Source organism: Burkholderia vietnamiensis LMG 10929, from assembly GCF_000959445.1.
Taxonomy (GTDB): Bacteria; Pseudomonadota; Gammaproteobacteria; order Burkholderiales; family Burkholderiaceae; genus Burkholderia; species Burkholderia vietnamiensis.
Map to the genome: position 1 here is coordinate 1,114,704 of NZ_CP009632.1, position 15,122 is coordinate 1,129,825.

The 15,122-nt window shown below is 62.7% G+C and carries 11 protein-coding genes and 3 pseudogenes; 2 read left to right on the plus strand and 12 right to left on the minus strand.

The genetic code is table 11. The annotated features are described in order from the left end of the window. Nucleotide 1: 1 nt before the first annotated feature. From AK36_RS29650 to AK36_RS33580, 7 genes are all read right to left on the minus strand, one after another. The gene (locus AK36_RS29650) at nucleotides 2-442 is read right to left on the minus strand and encodes a low molecular weight protein-tyrosine-phosphatase (protein ID WP_011880580.1); all 441 of its coding nucleotides are present in this window, start codon (nucleotides 440-442) and stop codon (nucleotides 2-4) included. Beyond that, a complete protein-coding gene (locus AK36_RS29655) occupies nucleotides 439-1,611 on the minus strand; it encodes a polysaccharide biosynthesis/export family protein (RefSeq protein ID WP_080938793.1) in 1,173 nt (390 codons plus the stop codon). The genes AK36_RS29650 and AK36_RS29655 overlap by 4 nt, the downstream gene beginning before the upstream one ends. 56 nt (nucleotides 1,612-1,667) lie before the next feature. Next, nucleotides 1,668-3,047 carry an undecaprenyl-phosphate glucose phosphotransferase gene (locus tag AK36_RS29660; RefSeq protein ID WP_011880582.1) on the minus strand — a complete coding sequence of 460 codons (1,380 nt, stop codon included), beginning with the start codon at nucleotides 3,045-3,047 and terminating at the stop codon, nucleotides 1,668-1,670. 45 nt (nucleotides 3,048-3,092) lie between these two features. Further along, nucleotides 3,093-4,610, minus strand: a complete 1,518-nt coding sequence (locus tag AK36_RS29665) for a mannose-1-phosphate guanylyltransferase/mannose-6-phosphate isomerase (RefSeq protein ID WP_045580003.1) — start codon at nucleotides 4,608-4,610, stop codon at nucleotides 3,093-3,095. Between the two features lie 92 nt (nucleotides 4,611-4,702). Beyond that, nucleotides 4,703-5,665: a GlxA family transcriptional regulator gene (locus AK36_RS29670; RefSeq protein ID WP_045579878.1), complete on the minus strand. Its 963-nt coding sequence runs from the start codon at nucleotides 5,663-5,665 to the stop codon at nucleotides 4,703-4,705. A gap of 614 nt (nucleotides 5,666-6,279) precedes the next feature. Further along, a complete protein-coding gene (locus tag AK36_RS29675; protein WP_011880586.1) occupies nucleotides 6,280-6,537 on the minus strand; it encodes a hypothetical protein in 258 nt (85 codons plus the stop codon). 308 nt (nucleotides 6,538-6,845) lie between these two features. Beyond that, complete coding sequence (locus AK36_RS33580; RefSeq protein WP_124260117.1) at nucleotides 6,846-7,181, minus strand: hypothetical protein; 336 nt, start codon at nucleotides 7,179-7,181, stop codon at nucleotides 6,846-6,848. Between the two features lie 146 nt (nucleotides 7,182-7,327). Between AK36_RS33580 and AK36_RS29680 the strand changes: the two genes are divergently transcribed. Then, on the plus strand, nucleotides 7,328-7,789 hold the full coding sequence (locus AK36_RS29680; protein WP_011880588.1) for a GDP-mannose mannosyl hydrolase: 462 nt from the start codon (nucleotides 7,328-7,330) through the stop codon (nucleotides 7,787-7,789). An 88-nt stretch (nucleotides 7,790-7,877) separates the two neighbouring features. Here AK36_RS29680 and AK36_RS29685 read toward each other — a convergent pair whose 3' ends face one another. Continuing rightward, entirely contained in the window at nucleotides 7,878-8,930 is a 1,053-nt protein-coding gene (locus AK36_RS29685) for a GlxA family transcriptional regulator (RefSeq protein ID WP_011880589.1), read from the minus strand. Between the two features lie 1,693 nt (nucleotides 8,931-10,623). Between AK36_RS29685 and AK36_RS29690 the strand changes: the two genes are divergently transcribed. After that, nucleotides 10,624-11,784 (plus strand): porin, encoded by a 1,161-nt coding sequence (locus tag AK36_RS29690; protein ID WP_011880592.1) that lies wholly within the window; start codon nucleotides 10,624-10,626, stop codon nucleotides 11,782-11,784. Between the two features lie 40 nt (nucleotides 11,785-11,824). On the opposite strand, the pseudogene AK36_RS29695 reads toward AK36_RS29690, so the two are convergent. The 4 genes and pseudogenes from AK36_RS29695 to AK36_RS34525 all read right to left on the minus strand — a co-directional run. Continuing rightward, a pseudogene (locus tag AK36_RS29695) lies at nucleotides 11,825-12,356 on the minus strand (OmpA family protein); the annotation flags it as partial. A 112-nt stretch (nucleotides 12,357-12,468) separates the two neighbouring features. Beyond that, nucleotides 12,469-13,068, minus strand: a pseudogene (locus tag AK36_RS29700) (YadA family autotransporter adhesin); the annotation flags it as partial. 280 nt (nucleotides 13,069-13,348) lie between these two features. Beyond that, on the minus strand, nucleotides 13,349-13,714 hold the full coding sequence (locus AK36_RS34520) for a winged helix-turn-helix domain-containing protein (RefSeq protein WP_309486126.1): 366 nt from the start codon (nucleotides 13,712-13,714) through the stop codon (nucleotides 13,349-13,351). Nucleotides 13,715-13,820: 106 nt separating this feature from the next. After that, nucleotides 13,821-14,078: pseudogene (locus AK36_RS34525) on the minus strand (response regulator); the annotation flags it as partial. Nucleotides 14,079-15,122: the final 1,044 nt, after the last annotated feature.

The following is a 15,122-nucleotide window of genomic DNA, read 5'->3' on the forward strand; positions in this document are numbered from 1 at the left end:
GTCAATTCTTGATCCGATTCACTTTGTCGACCCAGCGCTTCATGCTCTGGTCGATTTGCGTCAGAGCCAGCTCGAATGCCGGTCGCCCGCGCCGATAAGGATCGATGACATCGATCTGTTCGAATTCGCCAAGCCGGAATACACGCCCTTTCGCGAACGGATAGCCGGCTTCGATTCTTTTGCGCTGGCTCTGCGTCATCGTGAGAATCAGGTCGGCCGATCGCATGTGTTCGAGATTCAGATCGACGGCAATGTGCTGTCCAAGGTCGATGCCGCGCTCGGCCATCAATTCGACGGCGAGCGGATCGGCACGCCGGCCCGCGAGCGCCGAACATCCCGCGGATCTGATCCGGGCCGCCGGCAATGCGCGCGCCAGCAACGCCTCCGCCATCGGGCTGCGGCAGATGTTGCCTTCACACACAACCAGGATGGTGTCGATCATTTGGTCAGCACCGCGCCGGTCAGACCTGCGTTGATCGCGGGCAGCAACAGGCTCAGTACGCGGCTGAAACGCACGAGCGCGTTGCCGTCCACATACACGACGTCCTTTGGCTGCAGCTCGAACTGGTTTGCCAGCACCATCGAAACCGGCGAGTGAGCGTTCAGATGAAAAACCTGCGGCTTCGCTTCCGACGCACCGCGTATCACGTACAGTTGCGCGGCATCGGCACTCGCGCTATTCACGCTACCGGCCTGCGAGAGTGCATCGCTCAACGTCAGGCGTCCGTTCCGCAACGGCAATGCCGTAATAGGCTTGCTGACTTCACCCATCACGAACGCGCCGTTGTCCTCGCGCGAAACGACGCGCAGCAGATCGCCGTTCCGAAGCAGGATCTTCGAAGGATTGACGTTGCGGTCGAGCATCCGCGTGAGGTCGATACGGTACGACTTGCCATTTCGCACGACGACCATCCGGCTCTGATCGGCCGTCGGGCTGAATCCGCCCGCGCGGTTGATCGCCTCGTTCAACGTCATCGGGACATCGTTGACCGGGATGACGCCCGGTGTATGCACTTCCCCGTCCACATACACCTGCTTTGCACGAAACGAGGAAACGCGCACCGTAACCTGGGGCTTCACGAACACCCGTTGCAACGCGGCCTGAACGACACGTTGCGCCTGGTCGATACGCATACCGGCGACATGGACGCTGCCGGCATACGGTATTTGCACGTTGCCGTTGTCGTCGATGACGAACCCCTGTACAGGGTCGTACGGCCGCGAATTCGTCGAAGTCTGTGTACCCTGCGCAGCTGCAAGTTCCGGGTGGTCCCAGACGGTGATCTGCAATACGTCGCCCACGCCGAGCGTGTACGGCTCCGGTTTGCCTACCAGGTCGTTGAGCTGCGATTCGCCGAGCCGCTGCGCTGCCTCACGCATCTCCTGAATCAACGCCATGTTGATATCGGTGATCGGAATCTGCAGGTTCTGCTGCGAAGTACTTTCATCGCCGCCTGTAACCGGCAATGTCGCTTGCGACGACATGCGCATGCCCGGCGCCACCGAGCATGCCGACAGTGCCGCGCTCATCGCCGCGCCGATCACGATTCGTGTGCCAAGACGGCGGATTTCCGTCGCCCTGGCCTCGCGCCGATCCAAAATACATCTCATCTCGTGTTCCCCGGTTTATGTTTAGAGATGCGACAAATCACGACTTCCACCACCGCTCAATAAGCATTCGCATTGACCAACCCCTTCGCCACCGTCGCCAACACGATCCGCATATCCAGCGCGAACGACCAGTTCCGCAGGTAATAAAGGTCGTACTCCACCCGCTTCTGCATCTTCTCGAGCCGATCGGTTTCCCCGCGATACCCGTTCACCTGTGCCCATCCGGTGATGCCGGGCTTGATCCGATAGCGATGGATGTAGCCGTCGACGACCTTCTGATACAGCCGGTCGTGCTCGATCGCGTGCGGCCGCGGCCCGACCACCGACATCTCGCCGCGCAGCACGTTGAGGAATTGCGGCAACTCGTCGAGACTGGTCTTTCTGAGGAAGCGCCCCACCCGCGTGATGCGCGAATCGGTCTTCGTCGCCTGCGTGACCACGCCGGCCTGCTCGACGTGCACGCGCATCGTCCTGAACTTGAGGATCTGGAACTCTCGTCCATCGGCCCCCTTGCGGTACTGCTTGAAGAACACCGGCCCGCGCGACGACAACTTCACCGCGATCGCGATCACGACCATCACCGGCAGCAGCCCGATCAATGCAACGGCTGCGAACAGGCGATCGAACAGTTCCTTCTTCCACATCGCGTGGCGCGGCATCGGCGATGCCACGAGATTGATCGCCGGCGCACCCATGAGGTCGACCATCTCGCCGTCGAACAGCGCGACGCTGCGCACGTCGGGAATGAAACGGATGTTCACCAGGTCGTCGCCGAACGCATTGACGAACCGCAGGATCGTCGCCTCCTCCGACAAGGGCAGCGCCAGCCAGATTTCCTGCACACCGGTCTCGCGCACGAACTTCGCGAACTCGTCGAGCTCCGTGAATACCGGCACTCGAGGCGAAACACCCGCGACGACCGGCTGCAGATCGAACACCGCAGCCGGGCGAAACCCGCTCGCCGGCGACTCCTCGATGTTGCGAATCACCTGCTGGCAATGCTGCGCATGCCCCACCACGGCAACACGACGCAGGTTGATGCCCGCGTGGCGGACGCTGCGCAGGAACAGATGCGTGCCGATGCGCGACGCGATCAACGCACTCCCGGTCATCGCGGTCCAGTAGACGAACCACAACCGCGAGATCACGTCCGATCGATGCAGCGAGAACATCAGCACGATGCCGCACGCCTGCACGGCGAACCACGCGAGCGAGATCTTTCCGCTCAGCCTGAGCATCGAGCGCCCACGCCACGATTCATACACGCCGAACGCCGGAAACAGCACGAGTGCAAAGGCGATCGAGAACGTCACCAGCGCGCTGTCGAAGTGCGATTCAGAAACCGTCTGATAGCGAAATTGCGACGCCAGCAACGAGCCGGCGACGATCACCGCGATATCGACGAGTCGAGCCATCATTCCTTGCAGACCGAACATTTCAATCTCCCGTCTGATGTCAACGAATACAGCCGAATCGGCGCATCACGCACGCCCATACGTGTCATCGAACCGTACGATGTCGTCTTCGCCAAGATACGATCCCGATTGCACTTCGATGAGCTCGAGCGGCAACTTGCCCGGGTTCTCGAGCCGATGTGTCACGCCCAGCGGAATGAACGTGGACTGGTTCTCGCCGAGCATGAATTGCTCGTCGCCGCGCGTGACGAGCGCAGTCCCACTCACGACGATCCAGTGTTCGGCGCGGTGATGGTGTAGCTGAAGCGACAGCCGGCCGCCGGGATGCACGACGATGCGCTTGACCTGGAAGCGCGCGCCGTGATCGATCGAGTCGTAGTAGCCCCACGGGCGCCGCACCTTGCGGTGCGCGTCGGCCTCCGGCGCCTGCTGCGCGCGAATGCGGCTCACGAGGCCCTTCACATCCTGCACACGCGAGCGATCCGCCACGAGCACGGCATCCGCCGTTTCGACGACCACCGCATTGGTCACACCCACGCATGCGACGAGGCGCCCTTCCGAATGAACGAAGCTCGACGTCGCGCCCTCGAATACGACCTTGCCGCGACCGACGTTGCCGTCGGCGTCCTTGTCGAGCGCCTCCCACACGGCGTCCCACGAGCCGAGATCCGACCAACCCGCATCGAGCGGCACGACCACGCCCTCCGCCCCGACCGCCGTGGACGCCAGGCGCTCCATCACGGCATAGTCGATCGAATCCGCCGGCGACTGCAGGAAGGCTTGCTCATGCGGGCGGAAGAACGGGCCGTCGGTCTTGCCTTGCACGTACGCAGTGAGGCAGGCCGCGTGCATGTCCGGCTGCAGCGCACGCAACGTGTCGAGCCACACGCTCGCACGCACGACGAAGATCCCGCTGTTCCACCAGTACGCGCGCGACTCGACATACTGCGCGGCGAGTTCGGCAGCCGGTTTCTCGACGAATCGCTCGATGCGATGCGCGCCGCCGTCGAGCGCTTCGCCGAGCTTGATGTAGCCGAAACCGGTATCCGGACGCGTGGGCGGCACGCCCAGCGTCGCAATCGCACCGCGCCGTGCATGCTCGACCGCCAATGCGATCGCACGGTGAAACGCCGGAGTATCGGCAATGGCGTGATCGGCCGGCATCGCGACGACGATCGCGTCCTGGCCATCGGCATGCGCCACGGCTGCGGCGAGCGTCAGTGCAGGTGCCGTATCGCGCCGCGCGGGCTCGACGACGATGCTTGCGGCGAGCCCGCTCGCACGAAGCTGCTCCGCCGTGACGAAGCGGTGTTCATCGCCGCATACGACGATCGGCGCCGACACTTCGCTCTCGCCAGCTGTAAAGCCGGTCATGCGCTGAACCGTCGCCTGCAGCAGCGAGTCGGCACCCAGCACGCCGATCAGCTGTTTCGGATATTGCTCGCGCGACATGGGCCACAAGCGCGACCCCGATCCACCCGCGAGAATGACCGGCGCGACTCGAACCTTCGCCCGCACTGCGTCGCCGCGGTCGGGATCGACCGATCCCGTTTCGTCGTGTGCTGTCTCGGTGAATGCCGACATGATCTGCACTCCTATTCTCTCAGGGCAATGATTCGATTCGAAAATCCGAGAAGATGTGCGCCGTCCCGTCGCCGCGGCACATCCCGTGTTTGCTAAATCGGTCGCACGTCCCCGTTCGAGCGGGCCCGCAACCGGTATTGCGAAGGCGTCACATCCAGGTGCCGCCGGAATATCTTCGCCAGGCGATCACCGTTTCCCCACCCGCATTGCCGAGCGATCGTGCCGATCGGCATGTCGGTCTCCATCAGCAGCTGCACCGTGCGCTCCAGGCGCACCTGCAGCAGAAACTCGGACGGTGTCGTTCCGATCTCCTGCTTGAAATGCCGCAGGAAGTTCCGTTCGCTCATTGCCGCAACCCGCACCGCGTCGCTAACCGATATCGACCGATCGCAGTTCCTGCGCAACCAGTCCGCTGCCGCCCGTACCCGCTCGACGGGCGCACCGTGGCGCGCGTCGTCATGCTCCGCCGTAACCAGCGCGTCGTTCAGCGCGAGCCGCGACGCGATCGCTCGTACCGCATCGCCGCCGAGATCGCGCTCGACCAGAGACAACGCGGCGCGAGCCGGCCCGTAACCGTCGTAATCGACGACGACTGCATCGGCCCCGTGCGCACCGCTTCGCGCGGCGTCGATCAACATCCTGCCTTCGCTGATGGTCTCGACCATGCCGGCCTTCGGCACGACGACCCTCAGCCAATCGATCACCCGCGCGTCACGCGCAGCGCGCCGCGCACCTTCTCCACCTGCGACGAACACCGCGTCGAAGGTATCGGCCAACGCCGCATCGCAAGCAAACGTGCGTACGCTGACGGCCGACGACCACACGACGTTTCCACCTCGCGACGAATAGAACCGAACGTCATACAGCGGAAGCGAGGCCGCATGAGGCGCATAAATCTCATTGGCTGCCTCGAACACCTCGCATACCGCAGCCGCCGCGAGCAACGAGAATCCCTCGAATACGACAACGCCGATATCTCGACTCTTGCGCGACCGTCTCCCTCCAACATCTCCTTCCGCTTCATCTACCGAATGAGCGACATTCGTGTGCGTCATGGCGTACTCTCGAACATCCCTTCCAATCGACTTCGGTCCGGCTCGGTAATTTGACTCCGTTGCGATGCATCATACCGACGGCGCCGAGTGGCGTTTAAACGCTGGCCGATCAGAACAAACAGTCGTCGGATTAGCCTGCGGGAATTCCCTGATCGGCCAGAAATTGGCGTTTTCTGACTACCGTGTAGCAGCGAAATGAAGCACGTGTGCTGGAGAAAGATGCATGACGAGCGAGATGCGGGAATCGCCGCTTCCGAATGCGTCGAATCGAGTAGCACTGCGATGTGACGACAGCACGCGCCAACGCGCACTTCACGCACCGCTTCGCAGGTTCCCCATCGATCCAGGCCATATGCGAATGCGATGCGGCTCACGGCGACGGGATGGTCCGATGCCTTCACATCGATGTGGCAAACGCATGCGATTCGACGGCAACATGCAATCGGTGTCACTCGTGCATGTGCCGCATCGATACGGCGTATTCGGCCACGCGTACGGCCGCGGCCGCAGTAGGCAGATTCCGCCAGGCAACCGAACACCGCGTTTGGTCTCGCGTGCCCGTGCTGTCGCATATGAGCGGCGTCGCGCGCATCACTTACCGCTTCAACGAGCGTTTATGTGAGCGCTATGCCGGCGATGAGGGCCGCGACACCGATCGGCAGCGCGAACACGGCCGAGAGCGCCATTCTCTTCAATACGCGAGCGCGCGCCACTTCACGCGAACCACGGGCCCGCCGCGGCCGAAACTCGAGCAGCAGCATCGCACGTCCATGTCGGGCACCGGCCCACAGGCCAGATGTCACGCTGAACACGAGGTAGACCAGAATCCACACGAAGCAGATTCTCGAGAAGATCAGGAGAGCGACGTTCATATCCGCAATGCCAAGTTATCGGTGAAGTCGCGCAGCTCAACCGATGCGCGATTCGCTGCTGCTAGCGTACATTGCGGTGCAACATGCCGCACATGACATTCTTCCCCTCGATTCCGCCATTGACGATCGCGTTTGACGTAGATGAAGGTTAGTGAGCGCGCCAGCCGTTTTTTGCGCGGTCGTGCGTGAATGCCGTGCTACGCGACGGACGCGTCGAGCGCAGCGCACGGTGCCGTCGGGTTCGGCAAGAGTGAGGTTCTGGAGATTGGCGCTTGCTGCATCGCCGCCTTCGATAGAGGCGGCACGCATCATCGCGTGGCGTCGGCGAGTCGAGCGGCGGCAAAGACATGCGCCGCACCTGCAGCTCGACCCGTGCTGAATAAAAAGACCTGCGCGCGCGACGCGCGCAGGTGAAGTTCCGAGGAGGTTCCGGGGTGAACGCGTCTCCTCGAAAGGCCAGACCAAAGACTAGCGCCGAAACGATCGTTCGGAATCGAGATGGCGGCTGCCGCCACGATCATGGCCGAATGCAATTGTGTCGATGCGCGCCGCACGCTCGACGCCAACGACATCGCGATAACGCGCCGATTTGCGAGCGCCAATTGGCGGAATGCTTCGAGGTTTTGACCGACGAGCGCGATCATGCCGGGCAATGATGATGAACACCGTCGGCGACAACTCCGCGGCATTGTGGGTCTACGAAATCGGCACACCGATTCACAGACCGACGCAAACGCCATCGCGATCCGACGCCGGCACATTCCCACAAACTTCATGGAGCCTCTCCGCCATGTTGCCGCTCGATACCTTCTTGCGCATCGTCGACGCAACGCCGCTCGTTGCGATCGACCTGATCATCTCGAACGAGGACGGCGCATACCTGCTCGGCCATCGCACCAACCGTCCCGCTCAGGGCTTCTGGTTCGTGCCTGGCGGACGCATTCACAAGAACGAACGCCTCGACGATGCATTTCGACGGATTGCGCGCGATGAACTCGGATGCAGCGATCTCGAGCGCGCCGACGCGGAGCTGGTCGGCATCTACGATCATCTCTATGAAGACAACTTCGGCGGTGCACCGGACATCACGACACATTACGTCGTGATGGGATACAAGCTGCGCGGCAATCTGAACCTCGTATCGCTTCCGAACGCGCAGCACACCGCGTACCGATGGGCGACTGCCGACGAGATTGCCGCCGACCGGTCGATCCATCCGAACACGCAAGCCTACTTCGCGCCCGCGCGCTGAACACCGCCCCGAGCCACGCATGCGCACATGCCCGAATCGGCCAGCAAGACGCCGGCCATCACACCCACGGCGAATGCGACGCTGCGTTTCAGCGGCGGAACGTGCCGTTGCGCCATTCGACGCCGTCCGCGGACGCGATCATGCGGTCCCGAGCGGCCGCGCGATACTCGGTCGGCGACATCGACAGATGCTGTCGGAACAGCTTCGCGAGACGGTCTCCGCTGCCGAGACCGACACGGCGCGCGACCTTGTCGGCCGGCAAGTCGGTTTCGACCAGCATGCAGCATGCCTTCTCGAGCCGCACTCGCAGCACGAACTCGGTGGGCGTCACGCCGATCTCGTTCTTGAAGCGCCGCAGAAAATTCCGCTCGCTCATCGCCGCCGCCTGAGCGGCATTGGCGATCGAGATGCGATTTGCGCTGTTCGCGCGCAGATGAAGCGCGGCAGCACGAATCAATTCGCTGGCGCGCGCCTCCTGCGCGCCGAACAACACGCTCGCGAACTTGCGGCTCGCGCCCGGCATCATGCAGGCGACGATTTCCTGCGCGATCTCGTAGCCGGCATCGCGCACGACGATCGACAACGCAGCGGCGAACATGCCCTCGTCGCCATCGCTGCTCTGCTCGGCTTCGCCCGGATTGCACACCGCCAACGACGCCTGCAGCGCGGGCGGCACGGTCTCGGGAGTCTTCTGGTTCAACCGGATCGCGCTCAGCATTTCGACGCCGGCGCCGTCCCCCTTGACCACGCGCGCACGCTGATGCGCATGATGCAGCCAGCCGATGAACGGCTCGTCGAGCCCGTTCACCCGCCCCTGCCCGCCCAGCACGAACATCGCTTGCACGCTGCTCGTATCGAGCGGACGCGGCGCGTCGGTCCAGATCTGCACGCCCGACGACGAGCGCACGGCGCCGCCATGACTCGAGTGAAGCCGCAGTTCATAACGGTCCTCAAACGACGCATTGACGCGCTCGAGCCGATTGGCGAGTTCGAATACTGCAGCCAGCCTGCCCATTTGCATAATGGAAAAACCGTCGAGCAACAGAATGATTACGCTGTCACGTCGACGACCGATAGTTCGACCCCGATCCCCGCTCACTCGCGACCCCGTTGTAATTACATTCGGCACTGTCAGCATCATCTCGGCCCTTTAACAATTTTTTGCATTTTCTGCAGCGCATCATATGCGGCAAATACGCCGCCGTTCCGTCAGTGTCCGATCTCGCCTCATTGTTGACGGAATCAATCAAGACGGCGATCCGTTACCAATTATTTGTTGGTAATCAAGAAAATCAATCACGCCGACCGCGGCGGAATTGGCCTCCCTTGATCCAGGTCATTGCCTTAATATTTTTGCAATGTATCGCGTCGCTGTATGGAATGCGTGCGTTGCGGGCGTTGTTCGTGTGCCGTTGCGGCTGCGGGGCCCAAATGGATATGGCGCGGCGGCGCCGATGGTATCGCGAGTTCACGTCATTGAAGCGGTGCTCGGCATTAGCAGCCGCAACAGATCTCACGAGCCATTCACCGGCGATCAAACGTATCTACCGGCAGTACATCGCAGGGCAATATGCCTGTCGATTTTAACGTTTGCGCAGAATGTGGAATCCCGCACAAGTGGTTCTAGAACACTTATTCGCCGGCCGTCGCATGTCGTCCTGGCAACGCTTTAATATCCAGTAACACGCCGTAATTAAAAGTGACAGCGGGAACTCGCGCTTTTTGCGGGTTGCCCGCCGTGACAAGCAGATCGTGTCCGACACGCAAGTGGGCACCGTCGCGCAGTGGTCCGGGGCCGCACACGCCCGCCGACTGCCTGCGGAATGTGTCAGGCGCGTGACGAGCAACGCGCCCTGCAACGCCACCGGACTCCGCCAGGCCCCAACGCCACCGCAGCTCGCGCCGTATGCGAACGAGACGGAACAATCCGTACCGGATCACCGATAGTTAGAACAACGGATGTTGCACGATTGCCAGCGCCACGCACATTCGATGTCGAGCGCCATACCTCACCGCGCGATTTCGGCAAATAGCCCGGATCGCTGTCGGATAAGACATGGGCCGTATCGCTCGTTGCATGCCTCGCCGAATCGGATCCGGATTCGCGCTACTCATGTCAATTCGCCAACGCGAGAGTTTCGCGATGTTGCCGAACGATCGCTTTCTCGGCGCCTGTATTGCACACCATCACGCCGATCTTGCCTACGTGACTGCATAAATTTATTGGCACACCCGCGGGTGGCCGGAGTGCACCGTACGGCGAATCAGTTTCCATCACATGGTGACAATTCAAGCGCATAAAGAACGCGGCTTCAATCCGACAGGACACCATCAACATACTGCACGACGAGAAAGCATCGCACAACCGTTCCATAAGATTCAGCTCGCGCAGCGGCAATAATCCCGCACAGTATTTCTGTTTATCAATCGATGCTAAAAATGGTTTGAAACTCTCAGCACTCGGCGTCGGCGGTGAGCTTTGAAGACCGCATGGAAAGCGAAAACGATCGATCTACCGTCACACACGAAACTAAGAATCCCATAATAATCCGCCAAATTTCACCGTCCGATCTAGACAAGACTTTGTCCGAATACACCTTATTAGATCCATTGCCTTCTCGAAAATAGATCAAATAAAACGGCGCCCAGTATCGTAATCCGCTCGATATCAATCAACAGCATCGCAAATCGCCCTCGCCCCACATGTCCGGGACATACCGATCCCCGTTTCTTTTCCACGACACATCGCACCCCTGAATTTCCGCAAGAAAATATCTCGATGTACGCTGCACTGCACTATTCGAACGCAAACACGCACACAAAGCGGAGAGACCATGAAACAAGCAACTTTTCCGATCCTGACGATCGCGTCGTTGATGGTGGCCGGTGCAGCGCACGCGCAGACGAGCGTCACGCTGTACGGCACGATCGACACCTCGTTGACGTACGTGAATCACGCCGACGGCAGCAAGAATCTCTGGGCGCTCGGCAACAGCAGCGCGGGCAACCTGTCGGGCAGCCGCTGGGGTCTGAAGGGCTCGGAGGACCTCGGTGGCGGCCTCTCGGCGATCTTCCAGCTCGAGAACGGCTTCAATCCGAGCACCGGCGGTCTCGGCCAGGGCAGCCGCATGTTCGGCCGTCAGGCCTACGTCGGCGTCGCCAGCAATCAGTACGGTTCGCTCACGCTCGGCCGCCAGTACGATCCGCTGATCGATCTCGTCCAGCCGATCACTGCCGACAACTACTTCGGCAGCGCGTTCGCGACCGCCGGCGACGTCGACAACTACGACAACAGCTTCCGCGTCGACAACGCGATCAAGTACACGTCGCCGGTGTTCGCCGGCCTCCAGTTCGCGGCGATGTATTCGCTGGGCGGTGTCGCGGGCAGCACCGGCTCGAAGCAGTCGTATTCGGCAGGCGTGTCGTACACCAACGGTCCGCTGAGTCTCGCCGGCGGATACTTCTACGCGGCGAACGCGAACCCGTCCGCGGGCACGCGCACGACATGGTCGAGCACGTCGGACGGCACGTTCGACGGCGCGATCAACACGGGTTATCAGAGCGCGCATTCGATCGGCATCGCGCGCGTGGCGGGCCAGTACGTGTTCGGCGCATTCACGGTGGGGGCCGGCTACAGCAATTCGCAGTACCGACGCGACGGCGCCTCGGTGTTCGCGAGCAACGAGCACTACAACACCGCGCAAGGATTCCTGAACTATCAGGCGTCGCCGGCGCTGCTGGTCGGCGTGGGCTACAGCTTCACGAAGTCGGGCGGCGACACCGCGGCGAACTATCACCAGGCATCGCTCGGCGCCGACTACAACCTGTCGAAACGTACGGACGTCTACATGACGGCCGCGTATCAGCATGCCAGCGGCACGACCGCCGACGGAGCCGGCGGCTCGATGGCGGCAGAGGCTTCGATCGGGTCATACGGCTACAACGGCACGAAGTCCCAGACCATGGTCAATCTGGGACTCCGTCACCGGTTCTGATCGCCGTCGCGGGCAGCCGGCCGCGTCGGCGCCCGCAGTCTCACTGCGCGTGCAGCGATATCTCGACGCGCCGGTTGCGCGCGCGCCCTTCTTGCATATCGTTCGACGCGACCGGGTTCGCTGGCCCGTGCGCCGCGGCCGCGAACGCGTCGGCCTGCAGTCCATGCTCGCGCAAGTACGCCGCGACGGCGTCGGCGCGACGCTTCGACAACGCCTGGTTATGCGCGGCCGAGCCGGTCGAGTCGGTATAGCCGTCCACGTCCACGCGGGCGAAATGCATGTCGCGATGATGGTTCAGCAACGCGCCGAGCGCGGCGCGTGCGGCCGGCGTCAGAACGGCCGAGTCGGTTGCGAAATAGGCGTCTCCGGTGAGCGTGACCTTCTCGGCCGGCGCCGGTGCAGTACGGCGTCGTCGAATCGACCACGCGCACGGGTTCGCTGCCGCACATGCGCGTCGCGACCTTCATGCAGGTCTTCTCGCTCGACAGGAAGCCGTGGCAATCGACACGGAACGTCTTGATGCCGTCCCGCGACTGCCGTTCATAGGCGTTGAACGTAGGCCCCGACGCGGTTCACGTAAAGCTCCGCAAATGCGAGGGGCGCGGCCGCATGCGCGTGCGATGGTGTTCGGGGTGCGACGCGGCATGCGTCGGCCGTGCGTGCCGGCGCATGCCGCTGCGCCGCTTACTTCCACTGATACAGCATGCCCGCGCCGACCACGCGCTGGCTGCCGGCAAAACCGACGTTGACCGTCGCCTTCAGGTTCTCCGTGATGCGCGCCTGCACGCCGACTGCCATGGCTTTCCGGCCCTGGAACGTCGCCGTGCCGCCCCCCATCGCGAAGCTCGAATCGCGGTCCATGTGCGGAATCGACGCCATCCCGGCCGTCGCGGCGATCCCTCGCGCGCCATCGAATCGGTCTGCTGGATCGGCCGCTGCATCTGCGTGAGCTGGTTGTTCACCGTGTTCAGCGATTGCGTGAACTGGTTCGATACGGCATTCAGCTGATTTACGTTCACCGCGTCGGTGCCTTGCGTACCGGCCGCGACGTTCACCACCTGCCGCGCCGAATCCGCCGAGCCGACCGCGACGACGTTCGAGCGGCCGCCGTCGTTGCTGCCCGCGCCGAGCGCCGTCGAGTCGTTGCCCGACGCCGTCGAACTGTTGCCGACCGCCGTGCTGTTCGAGCCCGACGCAACCGAGCCCGAGCAACCGGCCGACGAATTCGAACCGCTCGCCCCCGGGCGGCACGTTGCCGCCGGCCGGATTCGACGTGTAGGAGCCGTGCGCGCTGGCGCTGTCGATCGCGATCAGCACGATCTTGTGCGGCGACGGCCGCAGCAGCAGTAGCCGCTGCACGATGTCGAAGAACAGGAGATCGGCGCGGCGCAGCACGCCGGACGCGCTCAGCGACACGCACACCAGCAGCACGAACGCGCCCATCACGATGCATTCGCGGATGAAGCCGGCGGGCAAGTGTGCGTCGTCGCCGCGCATCAGAGGCGGCTCGTCATGCATGCGCGTGGCACAGCGGCAGCTCACTCGCACTCGAGTCCGACCGGCGTCAGCCGGGCCGGCGACACCGGCTCGGCGGGCTGACGCAACGCCGCCGCGCCGCCGTGAGCGCGCTACGACGACACCGCTTCGAGGCGATAGCCGTGCGTATAGACGACACTGAGCCGCACGCCGTTTCCGGGCAGCGCTCGAGCTTCTGCCGCAGCCGGTAGATGTGCGTATCGAGCGTGCGCGACTCCGGATCGAGCTCGCGCCCCCACGTGCTCATGCAGACCAGCTTGCGCGACAGCAGCTTGCCGACGTTGTTGAAGAACAGTTCGGCGAGATCGAATTCCTTCGGCGTCAGCTTGATCGGCGCACCGCGCAGCGTGATCGTGCGCTCGCGCGGATCGAGCAGGTAGTCGCCGGCTGCGATCGCGCCGCAGCGGTCGGTAGCGCGCCGAGCGCATCAGCAACGCGTTCACGCGGCTGGCGAGTTCGGCGACGCGAAACGGCTTCGCGATGTAGTCGTTCGCGCCCGCATCCATCGCGAGCACGATCTCGTCTTCCAGCGTCTTGCTCGTCACGAACAGCACGGCGGGCGAGGCGCCCAGCGTGCGGCGGATCCAGTACAGCACTTCGAAGCCGCTCATGCCCGGCAGCAGCCAGTCCAGGATCACGAGGTCGAACGGCTCGGCGCGCAGCAGCCGCTGCGCCTCCTGGCCGTCGGCCGCTTCGATCACCTCATGACCGAGCGGCTCCACTACCCGCGCGGCGCGCCTTCGCATGAACGGGATCATCTTCGACTATCAACACACGCATCAGCGGTCATCCTCGTCATCGGCGGACGAGCGACCTGGCCGTCGTCGCTTCGCCGCGGGCACGACATCGTATGGGATACGTATGGGATACGAACGAATCATGCGCGTACGGTGCAGAGCCAAACAGCGCGCGCGTCCGCGCCCACGCTCATGGCGGTTCGCATTCGTCGCGCTACCTCGCGCGACCGGTAGGTACGGCGCGAATGGTCCAGCAGGCCCGTTATGGGCGTTCCACGGGGCTCTCAGCATCGGGATGCTCATGGTTGCAGTGCCTTCATCGGGCTGCATGTGTTTCGGTGGTACCGGATGGAATCGGCCGCGTCGCGCAGCCGGTTTCGCGGCAAACGTTTGCGTCCGGAACACTCACGAGCAATTTTTTTCCGATCCGAACGATCCGCCGACGCTGTAGTCGTTGGCGAGCCAAAAGCCGGGCGGATTTTCGCATGAGGGTAATGGTTGTCATGTGACGACAGATGTTTGAGCGCAACAGCCATACATGCTCAGCCGGCGTGCTTCGCGGACGCCCTCGCGCCTCATTGGATCGCCGCAGCCGAAGGCGGCGATCATGCGATGGCACGCCGCCGGCCCGCGTCATCACACCGATGCGCGTGCAACGCCGGATTCCGCCGGACGACGCCATTAAGTCGCCGAACGAACGCATGCCGACCGGCGCCACGGGTTGGTTCGCGCCAGCGACGTCGCGACACCCACCGCTGAGCCGACGCACGCGCTGCGTGCTCGCGAACACCGACAGCCACGACCGGTTCGATCTGTCCCGCACATCGATCCGCCGAGTTCGCCATGTTCATTTCTTTTCATGCCGCGCGACTCACGAAACGTCGCGCGCGACCGCCGCCTGATGAACCGCGCGACCGGCGATCGACGCAAGTTCACTCACCCATTTTTCATTCCGGCATCCCACTATTTTCCAGTTTTTCCACAACATTCAGTGATTGACCGCATGACCACGACATCACATTTATAAACTGACTTTATTTAACTATTTCTGTCTTTCTGCTGTGT